Annotated in this window: 22 protein-coding genes; 18 read left to right on the top strand and 4 right to left on the bottom strand. The window is 56.1% G+C overall.

The window, feature by feature from the left end; all coding sequences use genetic code 11:
* Positions 1 to 5: 5 nt before the first annotated feature.
* From GS12_RS04810 to hisP, 13 genes are all read left to right on the top strand, one after another.
* Positions 6 to 1016 (top strand): aspartate-semialdehyde dehydrogenase, encoded by a 1011-nt coding sequence (locus GS12_RS04810; RefSeq protein ID WP_034916157.1) that lies wholly within the window; start codon positions 6 to 8, stop codon positions 1014 to 1016.
* Positions 1016 to 1822, top strand: coding sequence for a tRNA pseudouridine(38-40) synthase TruA (truA, locus tag GS12_RS04805; RefSeq protein WP_034916155.1), 807 nt, complete (start codon positions 1016 to 1018; stop codon positions 1820 to 1822). The genes GS12_RS04810 and truA overlap by 1 nt, the downstream gene beginning before the upstream one ends.
* Before the next feature lie 28 nt (positions 1823 to 1850).
* Complete coding sequence (locus GS12_RS04800) at positions 1851 to 2507, top strand: DedA family protein (protein ID WP_034916154.1); 657 nt, start codon at positions 1851 to 1853, stop codon at positions 2505 to 2507.
* Positions 2508 to 2839: 332 nt separating this feature from the next.
* Positions 2840 to 3751, top strand: a complete 912-nt coding sequence (gene accD, locus GS12_RS04795) for an acetyl-CoA carboxylase, carboxyltransferase subunit beta (protein ID WP_034916153.1) — start codon at positions 2840 to 2842, stop codon at positions 3749 to 3751.
* Positions 3752 to 3812: 61 nt separating this feature from the next.
* Positions 3813 to 5075 carry a bifunctional tetrahydrofolate synthase/dihydrofolate synthase gene (folC, locus tag GS12_RS04790; RefSeq protein ID WP_034944411.1) on the top strand — a complete coding sequence of 421 codons (1263 nt, stop codon included), beginning with the start codon at positions 3813 to 3815 and terminating at the stop codon, positions 5073 to 5075.
* Positions 5065 to 5766 (top strand): cell division protein DedD, encoded by a 702-nt coding sequence (gene dedD, locus GS12_RS04785; RefSeq protein ID WP_034944408.1) that lies wholly within the window; start codon positions 5065 to 5067, stop codon positions 5764 to 5766. The genes folC and dedD overlap by 11 nt, the downstream gene beginning before the upstream one ends.
* A 303-nt stretch (positions 5767 to 6069) precedes the next feature.
* Positions 6070 to 6555: a colicin V production protein gene (gene cvpA, locus GS12_RS04780; protein WP_034916147.1), complete on the top strand. Its 486-nt coding sequence runs from the start codon at positions 6070 to 6072 to the stop codon at positions 6553 to 6555.
* Positions 6556 to 6591: 36 nt separating this feature from the next.
* Entirely contained in the window at positions 6592 to 8109 is a 1518-nt protein-coding gene (gene purF, locus GS12_RS04775) for an amidophosphoribosyltransferase (protein WP_034916146.1), read from the top strand.
* A gap of 96 nt (positions 8110 to 8205) precedes the next feature.
* Positions 8206 to 8775: a UbiX family flavin prenyltransferase gene (locus tag GS12_RS04770; RefSeq protein WP_034944405.1), complete on the top strand. Its 570-nt coding sequence runs from the start codon at positions 8206 to 8208 to the stop codon at positions 8773 to 8775.
* 255 nt (positions 8776 to 9030) lie between these two features.
* A complete protein-coding gene (gene argT, locus GS12_RS04765; RefSeq protein WP_034944403.1) occupies positions 9031 to 9813 on the top strand; it encodes a lysine/arginine/ornithine ABC transporter substrate-binding protein ArgT in 783 nt (260 codons plus the stop codon).
* A gap of 63 nt (positions 9814 to 9876) precedes the next feature.
* Positions 9877 to 10563, top strand: a complete 687-nt coding sequence (locus GS12_RS04760) for a histidine ABC transporter permease HisQ (RefSeq protein WP_034944400.1) — start codon at positions 9877 to 9879, stop codon at positions 10561 to 10563.
* On the top strand, positions 10560 to 11276 hold the full coding sequence (locus GS12_RS04755) for an ABC transporter permease (protein ID WP_034944398.1): 717 nt from the start codon (positions 10560 to 10562) through the stop codon (positions 11274 to 11276). The genes GS12_RS04760 and GS12_RS04755 overlap by 4 nt, the downstream gene beginning before the upstream one ends.
* 8 nt (positions 11277 to 11284) lie before the next feature.
* Positions 11285 to 12058: a histidine ABC transporter ATP-binding protein HisP gene (gene hisP / locus GS12_RS04750; RefSeq protein ID WP_034916136.1), complete on the top strand. Its 774-nt coding sequence runs from the start codon at positions 11285 to 11287 to the stop codon at positions 12056 to 12058.
* Between the two features lie 4 nt (positions 12059 to 12062).
* Here hisP and GS12_RS04745 read toward each other — a convergent pair whose 3' ends face one another.
* Positions 12063 to 12956 (bottom strand): TIGR01777 family oxidoreductase, encoded by an 894-nt coding sequence (locus tag GS12_RS04745; RefSeq protein WP_034944396.1) that lies wholly within the window; start codon positions 12954 to 12956, stop codon positions 12063 to 12065.
* Positions 12957 to 13150: 194 nt separating this feature from the next.
* On the opposite strand from GS12_RS04745, the gene yfcF reads away from it, so the two are divergent.
* Positions 13151 to 13795: a glutathione transferase gene (gene yfcF / locus GS12_RS04740; RefSeq protein WP_034944394.1), complete on the top strand. Its 645-nt coding sequence runs from the start codon at positions 13151 to 13153 to the stop codon at positions 13793 to 13795.
* 80 nt (positions 13796 to 13875) lie between these two features.
* A complete protein-coding gene (gene yfcD, locus GS12_RS04735) occupies positions 13876 to 14415 on the top strand; it encodes an NUDIX hydrolase YfcD (RefSeq protein ID WP_034944392.1) in 540 nt (179 codons plus the stop codon).
* A gap of 60 nt (positions 14416 to 14475) precedes the next feature.
* On the opposite strand, the gene GS12_RS04730 is transcribed toward yfcD, so the two are convergent.
* From GS12_RS04730 to ackA, 3 genes are all read right to left on the bottom strand, one after another.
* Positions 14476 to 15468, bottom strand: coding sequence for a TIGR04086 family membrane protein (locus GS12_RS04730; protein WP_034916127.1), 993 nt, complete (start codon positions 15466 to 15468; stop codon positions 14476 to 14478).
* 298 nt (positions 15469 to 15766) lie between these two features.
* A complete protein-coding gene (gene pta / locus GS12_RS04725) occupies positions 15767 to 17911 on the bottom strand; it encodes a phosphate acetyltransferase (RefSeq protein WP_152601354.1) in 2145 nt (714 codons plus the stop codon).
* Between the two features lie 101 nt (positions 17912 to 18012).
* Positions 18013 to 19215, bottom strand: a complete 1203-nt coding sequence (gene ackA / locus GS12_RS04720) for an acetate kinase (RefSeq protein ID WP_034916123.1) — start codon at positions 19213 to 19215, stop codon at positions 18013 to 18015.
* A gap of 325 nt (positions 19216 to 19540) precedes the next feature.
* Here ackA and yfbV point away from each other — a divergent pair, with 325 nt between their 5' ends.
* The 3 genes from yfbV to GS12_RS04705 all read left to right on the top strand — a co-directional run bounded on the left by yfbV (position 19541) and on the right by GS12_RS04705 (position 21315).
* Positions 19541 to 19993 (top strand): terminus macrodomain insulation protein YfbV, encoded by a 453-nt coding sequence (gene yfbV, locus GS12_RS04715; RefSeq protein WP_034944390.1) that lies wholly within the window; start codon positions 19541 to 19543, stop codon positions 19991 to 19993.
* 153 nt (positions 19994 to 20146) lie between these two features.
* The gene (locus GS12_RS04710) at positions 20147 to 20641 is read left to right on the top strand and encodes a YfbU family protein (protein WP_034916120.1); all 495 of its coding nucleotides are present in this window, start codon (positions 20147 to 20149) and stop codon (positions 20639 to 20641) included.
* A 14-nt stretch (positions 20642 to 20655) separates the two neighbouring features.
* A complete protein-coding gene (locus GS12_RS04705) occupies positions 20656 to 21315 on the top strand; it encodes a sugar phosphatase (RefSeq protein WP_034944388.1) in 660 nt (219 codons plus the stop codon).
* The last annotated feature ends 26 nt before the right edge of the window (positions 21316 to 21341 follow it).

The raw sequence follows: 21341 nt of genomic DNA, 5'->3' as shown, positions 1-21341 counted from the left end.
CCAACATGTCTGACGGCTGGAATATTGCGCTACTGGGCGCGACAGGTGCCGTAGGGGGCGCTTTACTGGAGTTACTGGCCGAGCGTGAATTCCCGGTTGGTGAGTTGTATTTGCTGGCGAGCGAACGCAGCGCGGGCGAGACGCTGCGCTTTGCAGGCCGGTCGGTGATGGTGACCGACGCTGCTGAATTTGACTGGTCAAACGTGCAGTTGGCGTTTTTTGCCGCCGGGCGTGAAGCCTCGGCGCGCTATGCGGAAGACGCGGCCAACGGCGGCTGCCTGGTGATTGATTCCAGCGATCTCTTTGCGCTGGAGCCGGACGTGCCGCTGGTGGTGCCTGATGTCAATCCGCAGGCGCTGGGCGACTACCGCAATCGGAACATTATCAGCGTGGCGGATAGCACCGTCAGCCAACTGCTGTGCGCTATCAAACCGCTGACCGACGTGGCCGGTCTGGGGCGGCTTCAGGTCACCAGCCTGATCGCCGCCTCGGCGCATGGCAAAGCCGCAGTGGATTCACTGGCGGGTGAAAGCGCGCGTCTGCTTAACGGGCTGCCGGCGGAAGAGACGTTTTTCGGTCGCCAGTTGGCGTTTAACATGCTGCCGCAGCTGACCGACAGTGAAGGGAGCGTGTTAGCCGAACGACGTCTGGTCGATCAGGCGCGCAAGGTGATGCAGGATGAAGGGCTGCCGATCACCGTTTCGGTGGTGCAGGCGCCGGTATTTTACGGCAACGCGCAGATTGTTCATATTGAAAACCTGCGGCCCATGTCGGCCGAAGAGGCGCGCGACGCCTTTCAGCAGCAGGAGGATATCGCTCTCTCGGAAGAGGACAGTTATCCCACCCAGGTGGGCGATGCCTCAGGCAGCGCGCATCTCAGTCTTGGCTGCGTGCGCAATGACTACGGCGTACCGGAGATGTTGCAGTTCTGGTCCGTGGCGGACAACGTGCGCTTCGGCGGCGCGTTGATGGCCGTCAAAACGGCGGAAAAACTGGTTCAGGAGTATCTGTACTGATGTCAGAAGGGCAACCGCGACAGAAAGTCGCGCTTGGCATTGAGTATGACGGCAGCCGCTACTATGGCTGGCAGCGTCAGCAGGAAGTGCGCAGCGTGCAGGAGAAGCTGGAAAAAGCGCTGGCGAGCGTGGCGAACCATCCGGTCAGCGTATTTTGCGCGGGCCGAACCGATGCGGGCGTGCACGGCACGGGGCAGGTGGTGCACTTTGAAACCACGTCAATACGCAAGGATGCAGCCTGGACGCTGGGCGTGAATGCCAATCTGCCGGACGACATCGCCGTGCGCTGGGTGAAAGCCGTCGCTGAAGATTTTCACGCACGCTTCAGCGCTACGGCGCGGCGTTATCGCTACGTCATTTACAACCGGCGGCTGCGTCCGGCGATACTTAACGGCGGCGTCACCCATTTTTATCACCCGCTGGATGCAGAGAAAATGCAGCGTGCCGGACAGGCGCTGCTGGGCGAAAATGATTTCACGTCGTTTCGCGCCGTGCAGTGCCAGTCGCGGACGCCGTGGCGCAATGTGATTCACCTGAACGTCTGCCGTAAAGGCGCATATGTGATCGTTGACATCAAAGCCAATGCCTTTGTGCATCATATGGTGCGCAATATCGTTGGCAGCCTGATGGAAATAGGCTGTGGGAATCAGCAGGAGAGCTGGATGGCCGAGCTGCTGGCGGCGAAAGATCGCACGCTGGCTGCCGCTACCGCCAGAGCCGAAGGGCTGTACCTGGTGGCGGTCGATTATCCCGAACGTTATGACTTACCCCGTCCACCGATGGGGCCGCTCTTCCTGGAAGATTAAACCTGCTGGCGTATTGAAGGAAACACGTATGGAAATGATTCACACCGTGATCGATTTTATCCTGCATATTGATGTTCATTTGCAGGCAATGGTTGCCCAGTACGGCGTCTGGATCTACGCCATTTTGTTTCTGATCCTGTTCTGTGAAACGGGGCTGGTGGTGACGCCGTTCCTGCCGGGCGATTCGCTATTGTTTGTGGCCGGTGCGCTGGCCGCCATTCCCGACAGTGCGCTGAACGTTCATCTGATGGCGCTGCTGCTGTGCATCGCGGCCATTCTGGGCGACGCGGTAAACTATACAATTGGTCGCTTGTTTGGCGACAGGCTGTTCAGCAACCCCAATTCGAAAATTTTCCGCCGCAGTTACCTGGAAAAAACGCATCAGTTCTACGAGCGCCACGGCGGCAAAACCATCATTCTGGCGCGCTTCGTGCCGATTGTGCGGACCTTCGCGCCGTTCGTGGCCGGTATGGGTAAAATGTCCTATCGTCACTTTGCGCTGTATAACGTGGCTGGCGGCCTGCTGTGGGTTATCCTGTTTTCCTATGCGGGCTATTTCTTTGGCAATTTGCCTGCCGTCCAGCAAAATATTCACTACCTGATCGTAGCGATAATACTGGTGTCGATTCTGCCCGGCGTGATTGAAATCATTCGTCATCGCAGCAAAGCGAAACGGGAGTCGTGAGTTGAACTCTCCGGCGCCGTGCGATGCGCCGGAACATATTTAATAAATAAAAAAGCCCCGGCGACGGGGCAATCTACATTCCGCGCCTTTTTATACAGGCTTACGGGGTGGGGTCTGTTTAAGTATAGACATTCCATCCGGTCGCGCATCAACAACGGCGGCCCTGATATATAAGGCGTCCGCTCCCGTTTTACCCCTCGAAATGTCGCGGTAATGCATTGATGAATGTGTAGCGCGATGCGCTGTTTTATGATGTAATGTCGTTTAATTCTCAAACGATAATCTGTGTTAACTAATTGATTTAACACGATAAACAACATAACAGGTCATCAATGAGCTGGATTGAACGCATCCTCAATAAGAGTACAACCACCACAACGCGCAAGGCCAGTATCCCGGAAGGCGTCTGGACAAAATGTGACAGCTGCGGCCAGATCCTCTATCGCGCCGAGCTTGAGCGCAATCTTGAAGTTTGCCCTAAATGCGATCATCACATGCGCATGCACGGTCGTGACCGTCTGCACAGCGTGCTGGATGAGGGGTCGCTGATCGAACTGGGGAGCGAACTGGAGCCTAAAGACGTGCTCAAGTTCCGCGACTCCAAGAAGTATAAAGATCGTCTGGCTGCGGCACAGAAAGAGACCAACGAGAAAGACGCGCTGATCGTGATGAAAGGCACGCTGCACGGCATGCCGGTTGTGGCCGCCGCCTTTGAGTTTTCCTTTATGGGCGGCTCAATGGGGTCAGTCGTAGGGGCGCGTTTTGTCCGCGCTGTTGAACAGGCGCTGGAAGATAACTGCCCGATGATCTGTTTCTCAGCCTCCGGCGGCGCGCGCATGCAGGAAGCGCTGATGTCGCTGATGCAGATGGCGAAAACCAGCGCCGCGCTGGCCAAAATGCAGGCGCGCGGTCTGCCTTATATTTCCGTACTGACCGACCCCACCATGGGCGGCGTTTCCGCCAGTTTTGCTATGTTGGGCGACCTGAACATCGCTGAACCGAAAGCGCTGATTGGCTTTGCCGGTCCACGCGTTATTGAGCAGACCGTACGTGAAAAACTGCCGCCGGGCTTCCAGCGCAGCGAGTTCCTGATTGAAAAAGGCGCTATTGACATGATCATCCGTCGGCCGGTGATGCGCTTTAAGCTGGCGAGCATCCTGGCGAAAATGATGAACCTGCCTGCGCCGCAGGAAGAGAGCCTGAAAGAGGTGGTTGAAGAAACCCCCGACAGCCCTGAAGCCTGAATACTGACGGGAAGGGCAGCGGCTCTTCCCCCAATTCACCGTAACGCAGTGAACGGGACACATGGATAATCTTCCTCAAGCCACGTCGCCTTTGGTCACGTGGCTTCATTATCTTGAGAATTTACACACTCAGGCTATTGAACTGGGTCTGACGCGTGTTCAGCGCGTCGCAACCGCCCTCGATCTGTTAATACCCGCTCCGGTCGTTTTCACCGTCGCCGGCACCAATGGCAAGGGCACCACCTGCCGGACGCTGGAAACGCTGCTGATGGCGGCGGGCTATCGCGTTGGCGTCTACAGTTCGCCGCACCTGCTGCGCTATACCGAACGGGTGCGCATTCAGGGAGAGGAGCTGGCAGAAGCCGATCATACCGCCTCATTTGCCGCTATCGAAGCGGGCCGCGGCGACACCTCGCTTACCTATTTTGAATACGGCACGCTTTCTGCGCTGTGGCTGTTCAGACGCGCTAAAATTGACGTGGCGATCCTGGAAGTGGGGCTGGGCGGGCGGCTGGATGCAACAAACATCGTTGATGCTGACGTGGCGGTGATCACCAGCATCGCGCTCGATCATACCGACTGGCTGGGCCCGGATCGCGAAAGCATCGGCCGTGAAAAAGCGGGCGTTTTCCGCCGCGGCAAAGCTGCCGTTGTGGGCGAACCGGCGATGCCGCAAAGCATTGCGGAGGTCGCCGACGCTCTGGGCGCGCACCTTGTCAGGCGCGGGCGTGACTGGTCGTTCAGCGCAACCGACGACAGCTGGACGTTTAGCGATGCAAACGGCACGCTGAGCGGCCTGCCGCTGCCGCAGGTGCCGCTAGCGAATGCGGCGACGGCGCTGGCGGCGCTGCGGGCCTCTTCGCTCACGGTCGACGAAGCCGTCGTGCGCGAATGGATTAACAAAGCGATGCTGCCGGGACGGTTTCAGACGGTTCAGCAGGCGCCGAAGGTGATCCTTGACGTCGCGCACAACCCGCATGCGGCGGCTTACCTTGCCCATCGTTTGCGCACGTTGCAGAGCGCCGGCAGAGTGCTGGCGGTGGCAGGCATGCTGCACGATAAAGATATCGCCGGTACGCTGGCCTGTCTGACGCCGGTGGTGGATGAATGGTTCTGCGCGCCGCTGGAAGGGCCGCGCGGCGCAACGGCAGAACAGCTTATCGCGCATCTGCCAGCCGGACGGGTTTTCCCGAGCGTCGCCGCCGCGTTTGAACAGGCGCTTGAACAGGCCGCAGAACAGGATATTGTGCTGGTGTGTGGTTCTTTCCACACCGTGGCGCAGGTAATGGAAGTGCTGGAAACGGAGAAGGGCAGTGGCAAGTAAGTTTCAGAACCGTTTAGTCGGCACGGTGATCATCGTGGCGCTGGGCGTCATCATCCTGCCGGGATTGTTGGACGGAAAGAAAAAGCACTATAAAGAAGAGTTTGCGGCCATTCCGCTGGTGCCGAAACCGGGCGACCAGCAGGAAACCGACATGGCGCCGCCGGTAACCCAGGCGCTGCCTGCGCAACCGCCGGAAGGTGCGGGATCGGCAGTGAGCGGCAATAACGGCGAAAACAGTTCACAGGCGGAGAGCGGCTCAACCGCACCGCAGACCGACAGCCCGCCGACGGTTGTCGCGCCGCCGCCGGTCCAACAGCCAAAACCTGTGCCGGTTGAGAAGCCGAAACCACAGCCGAAGCCGGTGGAGAAAACACCGCCGAAGCCGGTTGAGAAGGTTCAACCGCAAACGCCGCCGCCAGAGGCTGCGCCCCAGGAGAGCGCGCCGTCCGGCCAAGCCTACGTCGTTCAGCTCGGCGCGCTGAAAAACGCCAGCAAGGTGAATGAGATAGTTGCGAAACTGCGCCTGTCTGGTTACCGCGCCTTTACCGTACCGTCTTCGCCAGTGCAGGGGCAGATCACCCGCATTTATGTCGGGCCGGACGCCTCTAAAGCGAAAATGCAGGCGGCGGTCGGTCAGCTTCAGGGGATCTCCGGATTGAGCGGCGTGGTGAAACCCTACAGTGCACGTTGACAAAGACGCGCCGCCCGCGTTTTTGCCTTTCGTTGTGAGAGGCTGTGCCTTGGGCGTCAATGAGAATTTATGGCGGCTCTTGCGCCCGCAGGCGGCGCAGGAAGTAAATTAATCGACGCAAATCAGGCGATTGGCCGCCGGTGCCGATTGCCTGCTTTCAGGCGCCGTTTCGCTGTAGAAATGCCGTTTTTTTACGCGCGCCCGTTTAATCAATATGGCTGAGGAAAACCGTACGCAAACGTTTTCTTTTTCTGTTAGAATTCGCCCCGAACTGGATGCGGGGCATCTGCGCTGGAAGAGTTCATGGTCTGGATAGATTACGTCATTATTGGTGTTATTAGTTTTTCGGCACTGGTCAGCCTGATCCGCGGGTTTGTTCGGGAGGCTTTGTCGCTCGTGACCTGGGGTTGTGCATTTTTTGTCGCCAGCCATTACTACTCTTTCCTTGCCGTCTGGTTTACCGGCTTTGAAGACGAACTGGTTCGAAACGGCATTGCCATCGGGGTGCTTTTCATCGCTACCCTGTTGGTTGGCGCTATCGTCAACTACGTTATCGGTTCGCTGGTTGAGAAAACCGGCCTGTCGGGAACGGACAGAGTGCTCGGTGTCTGTTTCGGCGCGCTTCGCGGCGTGCTGATCGTGTCAGCGATGCTGTTCTTTCTTGATACGTTCACCGGCTTCTCGAAAAGCGCGGACTGGCAGCAGTCGCAGTTAGTTCCCCAGTTCAGTTACGTCATCAGGTGGTTTTTCGACTATCTGAAAAGTACGTCGAGTTTTTTACCCCGGTAATTGAGCCGGGGTTGCGGCTTATGAGGAAATGACCACATGTGCGGTATTGTCGGGATCGCCGGTTTTATGCCGGTCAACCAGTCGATTTATGACGCGTTAACGGTGCTACAGCACCGTGGGCAGGATGCCGCAGGCATCGTTACCATTGATGCATTAAAGTGCTTCCGTCTGCGTAAAGCGAACGGTCTGGTCAGCGATGTATTTGAAGCCCGCCATATGCAGCGTTTGCAGGGCAACATGGGTATCGGCCACGTTCGTTATCCCACCGCCGGCAGTTCCAGTGCATCAGAAGCGCAGCCCTTCTATGTCAACTCGCCCTACGGCATTACCCTTGCGCACAATGGCAATCTGACTAACGCGCACGAGCTGCGTAAGCAGCTTTTCGAAAGCGGCCGCCGTCACGTTAACACCACCTCTGATTCCGAGATCCTGCTCAATATTTTTGCTCAGGAACTGGATCGCGCGCAGCATTATCCGCTGGAAGCCGAAAACATTTTTGCCGCCGTCACCGCTGTCCATCAGCACGTGCGCGGCGCTTATGCCTGTGTGGCAATGATTATCGGTCATGGCCTGGTCGCCTTCCGCGATCCTAACGGCATTCGTCCGCTGGTGATCGGCAAGCGCGCCATGCAGGACGGCCGCAACGAATATATGGTGGCCTCGGAGAGCGTGGCGCTGGATACGCTTGGCTTTGAGTTCCTGCGCGATGTGGCGCCGGGCGAAGCGGTCTACATCACTGAAAAAGGGCAGCTGTTCACCCGTCAGTGCGCGGAGAATCCGAAGTTTAATCCGTGCCTGTTTGAATATGTTTATTTCGCCCGCCCGGATTCGTTCCTCGACAAAATTTCCGTCTACAGCGCACGCGTGCGTATGGGCACCAAGCTGGGTGAGAAAATCGCCCGCGAGTGGGAAGATCTGGATATTGATGTGGTGATCCCCATTCCGGAAACCTCCTGCGATATCGCGCTGGAGATGGCGCGTATTCTCGACAAGCCTTATCGTCAGGGCTTTGTGAAGAACCGCTACGTGGGCCGCACCTTTATCATGCCGGGACAGCATCAGCGCCGCAGCGCCGTTCGCCGCAAGCTGAACGCTAACCGCGCCGAGTTCCGCGACAAAAACGTGCTGCTGGTGGATGATTCTATCGTACGCGGCACCACCTCGGAGCAGATTATCGAAATGGCGCGCGAAGCGGGTGCGAAAAAAGTGTATCTCGCCTCGGCCGCACCGGAAATTCGCTTCCCGAACGTCTATGGCATTGATATGCCCAGTGCGACAGAGCTGATTGCCCACGGCCGTGAAGTGGAAGAGATCCGCCAGCTTATCGGTGCAGATGCGCTGATTTTCCAGGATCTTGATGACCTGATTGAAGCGGTACGCGAAGAAAACCCGGACATCGCACAGTTTGAGTGTTCCGTTTTTAACGGCGTGTACGTCACCAAAGATGTCGATCAGCGCTACCTTGAGTATTTACAGTCGCTGCGCAACGACGACGCAAAAGCCATGGCGCGTCAGAATGAGGTGGAAAACCTGGAAATGCACAACGAAGGTTAATAAGTTGCGCATCAGCAGGTATGATGGGCCGGAAGCGATTCCGGCCCATTTTTTTGGCGCGACGGCTATTTCACGATCGACATACGCAGGTAATGCATGAAACGACTCATCATTGGTATCACGGGCGCCAGCGGCGTTATCTATGGCATTCGCGCGCTCCAGGTATTGCAGCAGGTTAAAGATGTGGAAACGCATCTGGTGATGAGCCAGGCAGCGCGTCAGACGCTGGCGCTGGAGAGCGACTACGCCCTGCGTGACGTTCAGGCGATGGCCGACGTGGTACATGACGTGCGCGATATCGCCGCCAGCATCTCCTCTGGCTCGTTTAAAACCGACGGCATGGCGATTTTGCCCTGCTCAATGAAAACCCTCTCCGGTATCGTTCACAGCTACAGCGATGGCCTGCTGACCAGAGCGGCGGACGTGGTGCTGAAAGAGCGTCGCCGTCTGGTGCTTTGCGTGCGCGAGACGCCGTTGCATTTGGGGCATCTGCGCATCATGACCACCGCCGCCGAAATGGGTGCCATCATTATGCCGCCCGTTCCCGCCTTTTATCATCGCCCGCAACACGTGATGGACATTGTCGACCAGACCGTTAATCGCGTGTTTGACCAGTTTGATATTGAACTGGATCAGGATCTTTTCACGCGCTGGCAAGGTGCATAACGCTCAGCGTTATGCACTAAAAAAGTGCGTAATCGCGCGCTGAATCGCATTTCGTGCATGCAGTGCACCAAAATGCAACATAGTTACCGCCTCGTCTCCACAAACCTGTTATATATTTTTATCATGTTGCTACTTTCAGCGCCGTTATCGGCACCGGCCTGCCGGATAAACGCAAGCTGGCATGAAAGCTGCAAATGAACAGAGTATTCAACAGGCTGACACATCAGATCATAAAAGACACTTCGAGGGTAATCTATGAAAAAGCAGGTCCTGGCTCTTTCTCTGCTCCTGGCGATCTCCTCTGCGGGCAGCGCGCTGGCAGCCGCGCCAAAAACGCTGCGTATCGGCACCGATCCTACCTATGCCCCGTTTGAGTCTAAAAACGCGCAGGGACAGCTGGTGGGTTTTGATATCGATCTGGCGAACGAGATCTGTAAACGTATGGCAGCCAAATGCACTTACGTGGAAAGCGATTTCGACGCGCTGATCCCCTCCCTGAAGGCGAAGAAAATCGACGCCATTATCTCTTCCCTTTCGATCACTGAAAAACGTCAGCAGGAGATTGCCTTCTCCGAAAAACTCTATGCCGCCAACGCGCGCCTGATTGCGCCGAAGGGCTCAAAAATCCTGCCTGACATTGATTCGCTGAAGGGTAAAACCATTGGTCTGCTTCAGGGCACCACCCAGGAAACCTACGCCAATCAGCAGTGGCGCACCAAGGGCGTGACCGTCACGCCTTACGCGAATCAGGATCTGGTGTATCAGGATCTGACCGCAGGACGTATCGATGCCGCCTTCCAGGACGAAGTCGCCGCCAGCGAAGGTTTCCTCAAGCAGCCGGCCGGTAAAGATTATGCCTTCGCCGGCCCGGCGGTAAAAGACGATAAAATCTTTGGTATCGGCACCGGTATCGGATTGCGCAAAGACGATCAGGATCTGAAAGCGGCTATTGATAAAGCGTTTGATGAAATCCGCAAAGACGGCACCTACGATAAACTGGCAAAAAAATATTTCGACTTTGACGTTTATGGCGGTTAAGTAAAACCTGTCACAGGGGGCCGCGCGGCCCCCGTTGTTAAAAGATAAAGACAGGACACGCTTATGCTGTATGGCTATTCGGACGTCATTTTCAGGGGCGCATTAGTAACGCTTGAACTGGCGCTCAGTTCAGTGCTGCTCTCCGTAATTCTTGGACTCATCGGCGCGGGCGCCAGGCTGTCGGGCAATCGTCTGCTTCGCCTGATCGCAGGCGGCTATACCACGCTTATTCGCGGCGTGCCCGACCTGGTGTTAATGCTGCTGATCTTTTATGGTTTGCAAATTGCGCTGAACGCCCTCACTGACCTGGCTGGCATCAACCAGTTTGATATCGACCCGATGGTCGCCGGGATCATCACGCTCGGTTTTATTTACGGCGCCTACTTCACCGAAACCTTTCGTGGTGCCTATATGGCGGTGCCGAAAGGGCAAATTGAGGCGGCCACGGCCTTTGGTTTCACCGATTCGCAAATTTTCCGTCGCATCCTGTTTCCCTGCATGATGCGCTTTGCGCTGCCCGGTATCGGCAACAACTGGCAGGTTATTCTCAAAGCGACGGCGCTGGTTTCTCTGCTGGGGCTGGAGGATGTGGTCAAGGCCACGCAGCTGGCGGGCAAAAGCACCTGGCAGCCTTTCTGGTTCGCTATCGTCGCAGGCATTATCTATCTGGTATTCACCACGCTCTCTAACGGCGTGCTGTGGTGGCTGGAACGCCGCTATTCCGTCGGTGTGAAAAGGGCAGAGCTATGATTGAGATCCTTCAGGAGTACTGGCAGGCGCTGCTGTGGAGCGACGGCTACCGCTTTTCCGGCGTGGCGATTACCCTCTGGCTGCTGGTGATTTCTGTCGCACTGGGCGGCTGTCTCGCGGTACTGCTTGCCGTTGCCCGTGTATCGCCGTATAAAGCGGTGCGCTTGCCGGTCTGGCTGTTTACTTACGTATTTCGCGGTACGCCGCTTTACGTTCAGCTACTGGTCTTCTACTCCGGCATGTATACGCTTGAGGTGGTGAAGGGCAGCGATCTGCTTAACGCTTTCTTCCGCAGCGGGCTTAACTGTACGCTGTTGGCGCTGACGCTGAACACCTGCGCCTATACCACAGAAATTTTCGCCGGTGCCATTCGCGGCGTGCCGCACGGCGAAATCGAAGCGGCCCGCGCCTACGGCTTCTCAACCTTCAGGCTTTACCGCTGCATCATTCTGCCTTCGGCGCTGCGTACCGCGCTGCCTGCCTACAGTAACGAAGTGATTCTGATGTTGCACTCGACGGCGCTGGCGTTTACCGCCACGGTGCCGGATCTGCTGAAGGTAGCGCGGGATATCAATTCGGCGACTTATCAGCCGTTTACCGCCTTCGGCATCGCCGCCGTGCTCTATCTGATTATCTCTTATGTGTTGATTAGTCTGTTCCGCCTGGCGGAAAAACGCTGGCTGGCGCACGTTAAACCCTCATCGAACCATTGAGTGAAACTATGGCAGAGAACAAATTAAACGTTACCGAACTGCACAAGCGTTATGGTGAACATGAGGTATTGAAGGGCGTTTCGCTGAAGGCGAACGCGGGCGACGTGATCAGCATTATCGGTTCCTCGGGCTCCGGGAAAAGCACCTTTCTGCGCTGCATCAACTTTCTTGAAAAACCCAGCGAAGGCACGATCTCCGTCAATAATCAGCCGATTACGCTGGTACGCGACACCGATGGCCAGCTCAAAGTGGCGAATAAAGAGCAGCTGCGCGCGCTGCGCACCAGCCTGACAATGGTTTTCCAACACTTCAACCTGTGGAGCCACATGACGGTGCTGCAAAATGTAATGGAAGCGCCGATGCAGGTTTTGGGACTGAGTAAAGCGGAAGCGCGAGAGCGCGCCGTGCGTTATCTGGACAAGGTCGGCATTGATGAACGCGCCCGCGCGAAATATCCGGTCAACCTGTCGGGCGGCCAGCAGCAGCGCGTTTCCATTGCGCGTGCGCTGGCGATGGAGCCGGAAGTGCTGCTGTTTGATGAGCCGACGTCAGCGCTCGATCCTGAACTGGTCGGGGAAGTGCTGCGCATCATGCAGAAGCTGGCGGAAGAGGGCAAAACCATGGTCGTGGTCACGCACGAAATGGGCTTTGCGCGGCATGTTTCCAGCCACGTGATTTTCCTGCATCAGGGTAAAATTGAAGAGGAAGGCACGCCGCAGGCGCTGTTTGATAATCCTCAAAGCCCGCGTCTTCAGCAGTTTTTATCCGGCTCACTGAAATAGGCGGTCAGACCACGTCCTGAAGCGCCTCATCCAGCTGATACCAGCGGAAATGGAAGCCGGATGCCTCAAGCCGGCCAGGCAGGACGTGCTGACCGCCGAGCACCAGTACCGCCGACTCGCCCATCAGCAGCTTAATGGCGCTGGCAGGCGTGCGGACCACCGCCGGACGGTGCATCACTTCGCCAAGCGTGGCGGCAAACTGCTCGTTGCGTACTGCATAAGGCGCAACCATATTGAACGGGCCACGCAGCGACGGCGTGTCCAGCAGCCAGAGAATGGCGTTGAGCATGTCATCCAGATGGATCCACGGCATATACTGCCTGCCGCTACCGAGCGGGCCGCCTACGCCGAGTTTAAACGGCAGCTTCATTCTGCTCAGCGCGCCGCCTTTTTTCGCCAGTACCACGCCGGTGCGGAGCAGGCAGACGCGGGTGCGCTCGCTTTCGGCCGCGCGGGCGAGCGTTTCCCAGCGGGCGCAGAGCTGATGGGTGAACTCCTCCTGGCCTGGATCGTCCTCGGTCAGCACCAGTTCACCGGCATCGCCGTAAAAGCCCGTAGCTGAACCCGAAATCAGCACCGACGGCGGCGTGCTGCTGGCGTTGATCAGCGAAGCGATCTGTTCGGTGATCCGCCAGCGGCTTTCACACAGTAGCTGCTTCTGCCGCGCGCTCCAGCGTTTATCGGCAATCGGCTCGCCCGCCAGATTGATAACTGCATCAATGCCGTTGAGATCGCGCTGCTGATTAAGACCAGACCAGAACGCCACGTTTTCACCCAGTTTTTCACGGGCCTTCGCCACGTTGCGCGTGACGACGCTGACGCTGTCGCCCCGCGCCAGTAAACGTGGGATCAAATGGCTGCCAATCAGCCCGGTACCGCCGGTAAATAAGATATGCATAGGCTTGTCCCTGATGAAAAGATCACGATTCCAACGCGTCTTTTCAGCTTAGGTGAAGCGTGAAGATCGTGCCCGTCAGTGCATCAAAAAGGGAACGCCTTGCGCGCCTGTTCGACTTTACCGCTCGCCGTGATTGCCTTTACCGGAAAAAATCGGTAAACAGGATGCAGTCGCTGCCTTGTAAGGAGAACGGCATGAATTATCCGGAAATAACACTGTGGTCTGACGGCTGTTTTTACAGCCCGTATGCGATGTCTGTTTTTGTTGCGCTCACTGAAAAAGGCGTACCGTTCTCCACCCGACAGATTGATTTGCGTCGTGAAGAACACCTCTCGCCCGCTTATCACGCCGTTGCGCTTACCCGACGCGTGCCTGCGTTGGGCGTTGATGATTTTGTACTGACCGAGTCTTCCGCCATCGCCGAGTATCTTGAGGAGCGTTTTCCGGCACCGGATTTTAAGCGTCTTTACCCGCGCGACATCGAAAAGCGCGCAAAGGCGCGGGAAATCCAGGCGTGGCTGCGCAGCGATTTCTTGCCGCTGCGTCAGGAGCGACCAACGGACGTGCTGTTTGCCGGCAAAACGTTCGCCCCGCTCAGTGAGGCCGGCAAAGCGTCTGCTGAGAAGCTTATCGCTGGCGCAACGCGACTGCTTGCCGCCGGGCAACAGAATCTTTTCGGCGAATGGTCGATTGCCGACACCGATCTGGCAGTGATGATCAACCGCCTGGTGATGCATGGCGACGACGTGCCGCAACCGATCGCAGACTATGCGCATTTCCAGTGGCAGCGTGCTTCCGTCCAGCTCTGGCTGACGCAATCGTCCAGAAGCGCGTGCTGATAAGACAATAAAACCGTCCGTAATGGTGATTGCGGACGCCAATTAATGCGCTCAGGCGCCTGACTTAATAAGGGTTTCGGATGGTCGAGCAAGACAGCGGCATGGAGTGGGTGGATATCGTTAGTGAAGATAACGAGGTCGTTGCACAGGCCAGCCGCGCACAGATGCGGGCACAGTGCCTGCGCCACCGCGCGACCTACATTGTGGTACACGACGGCATGGGGAATATTCTGGTTCAGCGTCGGACGCAGTCCAAAGACTTCATGCCGGGCATGCTTGATGCCACCGCTGGCGGCGTGGTGCAGAGCGGTGAAGATATGCTGGAGTCGGCCAGGCGTGAAGCGGAAGAGGAGTTGGGGATTGCCGACGTGCCTTTCGCCGAACATGGCTTGTTTTACTTTGAGGATCAACACTGCCGCGTGTGGGGCGGACTGTTCAGTTGCGTAACGCACGGCCCGTTCGCCATGCAGGAAGAAGAAGTGGACGAGATCTTCTGGATGAAGCCGGAGGAGATCACCGCCCGTTGTGATGAATTCACCGACGATTCGCTGAAAGCACTGTCGCTGTGGTTAAGCCGTAATGGTGAGCAGAGCACATCAAAGGCCGTTTCGCAGGCGTAATGCTGTGGCGATAAAAAAAGCACCGCATGATGCGGTGCTTTACTTTTTAGGGATGAACGATTAACGCACCACAACCGGACGTGGCTGGTTACGACGGCCCACCATGCCCATAGCGCCGGCGATAGCGGCTTCGATAATCAGCACAATCAGCGCAGCCCAGCTGGCTTTCGCCGTTGCCGCTGCCGCTTTATCTGCTGCTTCGCGTGCTTTCTGCTCTGCTTCCTGTTTTAACTGCTGATATTTCTGACGCGCCTGTTGATAACTTTTTTGCGTCTGCTCAACGATCTGATCGACTTCCTGATCGCTTTTACCGGTACGCGCCTTAATAATATTTTTCAGCGCATCGATATCGGCGGCCTGAAGCGTGTCCTCATTACGTTCGACGACGCCTTTGAACCAGTTCGCCAAATCAGTATCCGCCGTTTGTGGATGGTTTGCGGTATTCTCTGCCTGATTTTGTGCATTATTACTTTCTTTTTCAGCTTTCTGCTGAATATTTTCTGGCTGAAGTTCAGGCTTGCCGGTTTGGCGTAGCGTCGTCTCCAGTTCATTCTGCACATTGCCGAGATCGATATTATTCTCCTTCAGCGTATCTTTCGCTTTTTGCGTAAGCGTAGGCGCAATCGATGAAAGGCCATTGCCCAACAGGCTGAAGCCTGAACCAATGACGCTTGCCGTTCCGCTTGCTGCACTGCTAATAAGGGAGATGGCAAACCATACGCAGACCAGCGTATTCACTGACCACATCAGCAATCCGTGCAGCGCACCCTCACGCTGCGCGAGACGGCCGGTAATAAAGGCGCCCGCGGCTATGGAGATGAACATGCTCAGGCCTGTCCAGATTAATGCGCCTTTACCTAAACCATCCAGAGGATTCTGTTCCTTAAGCGGATCGATAGTGGTTGCGCCTATCGCCGTTCCTAATATGGACAGCAATAAATAAATGACGATTGAAATAATGACGCCTGCAAAAATAGCACTCCAGGAAATACGTTTTAACGGAGTGCCGTTATTTATTTCGCTGTAAACCGGTTGAGTATGAATGTCGCTCATTGAAAAACCCCTTTATCAAGTCAAAAAAACATTTTTTAAATATCGTTATAGGCGTTCCTGCCATTTCCTTGCCTGTATAAGATTAGTCTGGGAATGAAACTGTGCCCAAAAAAAATGCGGGAATTTGCTGTAAGTTAATTTTTTCAACTGCTTGCAGCGGGCAGAAAGGTGTTTTAAAGGGAATAAACCGGCAGGTTTTGAAATATCTCGCCAGGGAAGTGATGTCGCTTTTTAAAGGGAAGTCATGAAATAAAAAAAAGCGAGCCGGGAGGCTCGCTTTTGCTGAAAAAATGCGCGTTTAGCTTTCGGCCTGCTTAGACTGAATAGCCGTCAGTGCAATGGTGTAAACGATATCGTCTACCAGCGCGCCGCGCGAAAGGTCGTTAACCGGCTTACGCATGCCCTGAAGCATTGGCCCGATGGAGATCAGGTCGGCAGAGCGCTGCACCGCTTTATAGGTCGTATTACCGGTGTTCAAATCCGGGAAGATGAACACGGTGGCGCGACCGGCCACGGGCGAATTTGGCGCTTTGGATTTGGCCACGTCATCCATGATCGCCGCGTCGTACTGAAGCGGGCCATCAATCACCAGATCCGGGCGTTTCTCTTTGGCGATGCGCGTAGCTTCACGTACTTTTTCCACGTCGCTGCCTGCGCCTGAGTTGCCGGTTGAGTACGAAATCATCGCCACGCGTGGTTCGATACCAAACGCGGTGGCGGAATCCGCAGACTGAATAGCAATTTCGGCCAGCTGTTCCGGATTCGGGTCCGGGTTAATGGCGCAGTCGCCATAGACCAGCACCTGCTCAGGCAGCAGCATAAAGAACACGGAAGAAACCAGCGAACTGCCCGGCGCCGTTTTGATCAACTGCAATGGCGGACGAATGGTATTGGCCGTGGTATGAACCGCGCCGGATACCAGACCGTCAACTTCGTTACGCTCCAGCATCATGGTGCCGAGCATCACGTTGTCTTCCAGCTGCTCGCGCGCCACCACTTCGGTCATGCCCTTGCTCTTACGCAGTTCAACCAGGCGGGCAACGTACTCTTCACGCACCACTTCAGGATCGACGATATCGATACCTTTACCCAATTCAACACCCTGAACGGCGGCAACGCGCTGGATCTCTTCCGGATTGCCCAGCAGTACGCAGGTGGCGATACCACGTTCGGCGCAGATGGCTGCGGCTTTCACCGTACGCGGCTCGTCGCCTTCCGGCAGCACAATGCGTTTGCGAGCCTGGCGCGCCAGTTCAGTGAGCTGATAACGGAACGCTGGCGGAGAGAGGCGACGGCTGCGCTCGGAGGTGGCGGTCAGCGAGTCGATCCATTCGGAGTCGATGTGGCTGGCCACGTACTCCTGCACGCGCTCAATGCGCTGTGTATCGTCGCTCGGCACTTCCAGATTAAAGCTTTGCAGGCTCAGCGAGGTCTGCCAGGTGTTGGTTTTCACCATAAAGACCGGCAGGCCGGTGGCGAAAGCGCGTTCGCACAGTTTACGAATAGGTTCGTCGATTTGATATCCGCCGGTCAGCAGGATCGCACCAATCTCGACGCCGTTCATCGCCGCCAGGCAGGCGGCAACCAGCACGTCAGGACGGTCGGCAGAGGTCACCAGCAGCGAACCAGGGCGGAAGTGCTCCAGCATGTGCGGCAGACTTCGCGCACAGAAGGTCACGGACTTCACGCGGCGGGTGTTGATATCGCCTTCGTTGATCACATCCGCCTTCAGGTGATGACACATATCAATCGCGCGCGTGGCGATCAGATCGAAGCTCCACGGTACGCAGCCCAGCACCGGTAGCGGACTGTTGGCGAAAAGCTGCTTCGGATCGATATTGGCGATGCTGGCCTTGGTCGAATCGTCAAAAATCTCCGAAAGGTCAGGGCGGGTACGGCCCTGCTCATCAACGGGCGCATTCAGTTTGTTAATGATCACGCCGGTGATATTTTTATTCTTGCTGCCGCCGAAGCTGCTCTGCGTCAGTTCGATGCGCTCTTTTAACTGTGCGGCGGAATCATTGCCCAGTGACATCACAAAGACGATTTCCGCATTCAGCGTCTTGGCGATCTCAAAGTTCAGCGCTGACGCAAACTGATGCTTGCGGGTCGGCACCAGGCCTTCCACCAGCACCACTTCGGCATCTTTGGTGTTTTCGTGGTAGCGCTTGATAATCTCTTCCATCAGCACGTCCTGCTGGTTGGAACCAAGCAGGGACTCCACGCTGCTCATTGCCAGCGGTTCGGCGGCAGGAATGGATGAGTTGGAGCGAATGATCTTGGTGGTCTGATCCGGCGCGTCGCCGCCCGCACGCGGCTGGGCGATAGGTTTGAATACGCTCAGGCGAACGCCCTTGCGCTCCATGGCGCGGATCACGCCAAGGCTGATACTGGTGAGGCCGACGCTGGTGCCGGTGGGAATTAACATAATAGTACGAGACACGGGAAACCTCTCTGTACCACTCCTCGCTGCTGAAGCAACGGCGGGTACGCTTTGTTGGTGTCAAAACAACGCCGCCAGCCTGAGCTGGCGGAGGAGAATGCTCAGGCGGTCAGACGGCTGGCGTCGCGGGCGATAACCAACTCTTCGTTGGTAGGAATGACCACGGCCGGACGCGTGCCTTCTTTGTTGATGAAGCCCGCGTTGCCGAAGCGCGCCGCGAGGTTACGCTCATGATCCACCTCAAAACCGAGCAGCGACAGCTTCGCCAGCGACAGCTCACGCACCATTGCCGCGTTTTCACCGATGCCGCCGGTAAAGATCACCGCATCGAGACGGCCTTCCATCAGCGCCGCGTACGAGCCGATGTATTTCGCCAGACGGTGACAGAAAACGTCCATCGCGCGTTTCGCGTCTTCTTTGGTTTCGTAGTTTTCTTCAACGTAACGGCAGTCGCTGGTGACGCCGGTCAGGCCAAGAAGACCAGACTCTTTGGTCAGCAGCTTATTGATGGCGTCAACGCTCATGCCCAGCGTGTCGTGCAGGAAGAAGATAATAGCCGGATCGATATCGCCGGAACGGGTGCCCATCACCAGGCCTTCCAGCGGCGTCAGACCCATTGAGGTATCCACGCATTCGCCGTTGCGGATGGCAGAAATGGATGCGCCGTTACCCAGATGGCAGGTAATGATATTCAGCTCTTCAACCGGCTTGTTCAGCACTTTTGCCGCTTCATGCATTACGTAGTAGTGGCTGGTGCCGTGCGCGCCGTAGCGACGAACGCCGTGTTCCTTATAAAGATGATAAGGCAGCGCATAAAGATAAGACTCTTCAGGCATAGTCTGATGGAAAGCGGTGTCGAAAACTGCCACATTTTTATCAGAAAGGTGTGGGAAGTTTTTCATCGCTTCATCAATACCGATCAGGTGCGCCGGATTGTGCAGCGGAGCAAAAGAAGACGCGTCTTTAATGCTCTGAATGATGTTTTCGTCAATCACCACCGACTGAGTCAGTTTTTCACCGCCGTGAACGATGCGGTGACCGATTGCAGCAATTTGTGCTGAAAGCTCAGGTTTTTGTGCCAGAATAGTTTTAACAATGAAATTGAGGGCTTCGCTGTGCGCGGCGCCGGCGCCCAGGGCGGCTTCCTGTTTGCTACCTTCCATTTTCCATTTGATACGGGCTTCGGGCAGGTGGAAGCATTCGGATAAACCGGAGAGATACTCCTCACCGTTTGCAGGATCAATGATGGCAAACTTAAGTGAAGAACTGCCGCAGTTCAGAACCAGTACTAACTTACTCGACATGGAAGGTCCCTATTGGTTAAAAATGGCGAAAAAAAACTCAGTCAGACTATCAGCGTAGCGCATGAAAGCTGGTACATTAATGATGAATGTCATGCTTGTGGCAAACTTTGACCACCGACATAAAAAAAATAGAAAAATTGCACAAATTTTTGATATCAGCCTTTTGAAAAGAGTCCATTAATGTTCTCCCTTTCGGCTGACCTTGTAGAAACGGGCACAGGATAACCAGACTGCCGTTCAAAAACAAAATATTTTGAAAGTTGTAAGCTAACGTTGGTTATTTGTATTTTTTGTTTAAATGTTATTAATGAAGTTGAGGGGAGCCATGGCTAAAGAATCCGGTACGGTCGGTTGGTTAAAGCTGTTTCAACGCGGACAGCACTACATGAAAACATGGCCGGTTGATAAACGTCTGGCAGCCATGTTCCCGGAAAACAGAGTGGCGCGCGCCACGCGATTTGCGATTCGCTTTATGCCGCCGGTTGCCGTTTTCTCTCTGACCTGGCAAATCGCGCTGGGCGGCCAGCTCGGCCCGGCGGTGGCAACCGCGCTGTTTGCCTGTAGCCTGCCGATGCAGGGGCTTTGGTGGCTGGGCAAACGCTCCGTCACGCCGCTGCCGCCAGGCTTGCTGAACTGGTTTCACGAGGTGCGCGAAAAGCTCCAGGCTGCCGGACAGGCGATCGCACCTCTGGAAGGAAAGCCAACCTATCAGTCGCTGGCCGACGTGTTGCGTCGTGCGTTCAGGCAGCTCGATAAAACCTTTCTTGACGATCTTTGATCCCGGCGCGAAATTTTCGCTTCCTGAATGGGGCGAAAACCCGGTTTGAATCAAAGAAGCAGCGGCTTGCCGTACCGCATTGCCGCCGCTTATGTCATTCTTGCGTCATCCCTTTCAGATTGCAATTCGTCCACGGTGACGCAGGAGTGAATGATGGAAATGACCAACGCCCAACGTTTAATTCTCTCTAATCAATATAAGATGATGAGTATGCTCGATCCCGATAACGCCGAGCGCTATCGTCGCCAGCAAACCATCGTCGAACGCGGCTACGGCCTGCAAATGCGCGAGCTGGATCGCGAATTTGGCGAACTACCAGAAACAGTCTGCCGCACTATCATCGATATTATGGAACTGCACCACGCGCTGCACGTTTCATGGGCTAATCTGAAATCACCCGCTGGCATCGACGAGCGTCGGCTGAATTTCCTCGGCTTTGACGCGGCCACGGAAGCGCGTTATCTGGGTTACGTGCGCTTTATGGTCAATGTGGAAGGGCGCTATACGCATTTTGATTCCGGCACGCACGGCTTTAACGCGCAAACGCCGATGTGGGAAAAATACCAACGCATGCTGACCTTATGGCACACTTGTCCACGGCAGTATCATCTGAGTGCGAACGAGATCGCGCAAATTATTAACGCCTGAAAAGGAAAAACGCAGTGAAGTGTAAAGGTTTTCTGTTTGATCTGGACGGCACGCTGGTGGACTCCCTGCCGGTTGTGGAACGCGCCTGGCTGAGCTGGGCATCACGACGCGGCATTGCGGGCGAAGAGGTGCTGAATTTTATCCACGGCAAGCAGGCGATCACTTCACTGCGTCATTTCATGCCCGGTGCCTCTGAAGACGAGATCCGTGACGAGTTTCTGCTGCTGGAAAAGACCGAAGCGGAAGACACGGACGGGATCACCGCGCTGCCCGGCGCGCGTCAGCTACTGGCGATGCTCAGCGAGATGAACATTCCCTGGGCGATTGTCACCTCGGGTTCGCTGCCGGTCGCTTCGGCGCGCCGTCAGGCGGCAGAACTGCCCGAACCTGAAACCATGGTGACGGCGGAGCGCGTTCAGAATGGCAAGCCCGAGCCGGATGCTTATCTCCTTGGCGCACAGCTCCTTCAACTGGAGCCGGAAGAGTGCGTGGTGGTGGAAGACGCCGCAGCGGGTATTCTCTCCGGCCTGGCGGCAGGCTGCCATGTGATCGCGGTGAACGCGCCGGCCAGCTCTCCTCGCCTTGAGGATGTGGATATGCAGCTCTCCTCGCTGGAGGAGCTGATTATCCAGAAAAACGCCGACGGTTCCGTCAATGTGGATCGAAAACACTAAGCCATGATGTAACCCCGCTATTGCGG

This window comes from Erwinia oleae (genome assembly GCF_000770305.1).
In the GTDB taxonomy this organism is placed as follows: Bacteria; Pseudomonadota; Gammaproteobacteria; order Enterobacterales; family Enterobacteriaceae; genus Erwinia; species Erwinia oleae.
This window is presented reverse-complemented; position numbering and strand designations above follow the sequence as displayed.

Excerpts from the sequence above, each read along its gene's own strand:
- GS12_RS04810 (WP_034916157.1), top strand. The coding sequence starts at position 6 with ATGTCTGACGGCTGGAATATTGCGCTACTGGGCGCGACAGGTGCCGTA.
- truA (WP_034916155.1), top strand. The coding sequence starts at position 1,016 with ATGTCAGAAGGGCAACCGCGACAGAAAGTCGCGCTTGGCATTGAGTAT.
- GS12_RS04800 (WP_034916154.1), top strand. The coding sequence starts at position 1,851 with ATGGAAATGATTCACACCGTGATCGATTTTATCCTGCATATTGATGTT.
- accD (WP_034916153.1), top strand. The coding sequence starts at position 2,840 with ATGAGCTGGATTGAACGCATCCTCAATAAGAGTACAACCACCACAACG.
- folC (WP_034944411.1), top strand. The coding sequence starts at position 3,813 with ATGGATAATCTTCCTCAAGCCACGTCGCCTTTGGTCACGTGGCTTCAT.
- cvpA (WP_034916147.1), top strand. The coding sequence starts at position 6,070 with ATGGTCTGGATAGATTACGTCATTATTGGTGTTATTAGTTTTTCGGCA.
- purF (WP_034916146.1), top strand. The coding sequence starts at position 6,592 with ATGTGCGGTATTGTCGGGATCGCCGGTTTTATGCCGGTCAACCAGTCG.
- GS12_RS04770 (WP_034944405.1), top strand. The coding sequence starts at position 8,206 with ATGAAACGACTCATCATTGGTATCACGGGCGCCAGCGGCGTTATCTAT.
- argT (WP_034944403.1), top strand. The coding sequence starts at position 9,031 with ATGAAAAAGCAGGTCCTGGCTCTTTCTCTGCTCCTGGCGATCTCCTCT.
- GS12_RS04760 (WP_034944400.1), top strand. The coding sequence starts at position 9,877 with ATGCTGTATGGCTATTCGGACGTCATTTTCAGGGGCGCATTAGTAACG.
- GS12_RS04755 (WP_034944398.1), top strand. The coding sequence starts at position 10,560 with ATGATTGAGATCCTTCAGGAGTACTGGCAGGCGCTGCTGTGGAGCGAC.
- hisP (WP_034916136.1), top strand. The coding sequence starts at position 11,285 with ATGGCAGAGAACAAATTAAACGTTACCGAACTGCACAAGCGTTATGGT.
- GS12_RS04745 (WP_034944396.1), bottom strand. The coding sequence starts at position 12,956 with ATGCATATCTTATTTACCGGCGGTACCGGGCTGATTGGCAGCCATTTG.
- yfcF (WP_034944394.1), top strand. The coding sequence starts at position 13,151 with ATGAATTATCCGGAAATAACACTGTGGTCTGACGGCTGTTTTTACAGC.
- yfcD (WP_034944392.1), top strand. The coding sequence starts at position 13,876 with ATGGTCGAGCAAGACAGCGGCATGGAGTGGGTGGATATCGTTAGTGAA.
- GS12_RS04730 (WP_034916127.1), bottom strand. The coding sequence starts at position 15,468 with ATGAGCGACATTCATACTCAACCGGTTTACAGCGAAATAAATAACGGC.
- ackA (WP_034916123.1), bottom strand. The coding sequence starts at position 19,215 with ATGTCGAGTAAGTTAGTACTGGTTCTGAACTGCGGCAGTTCTTCACTT.
- yfbV (WP_034944390.1), top strand. The coding sequence starts at position 19,541 with ATGGCTAAAGAATCCGGTACGGTCGGTTGGTTAAAGCTGTTTCAACGC.
- GS12_RS04710 (WP_034916120.1), top strand. The coding sequence starts at position 20,147 with ATGGAAATGACCAACGCCCAACGTTTAATTCTCTCTAATCAATATAAG.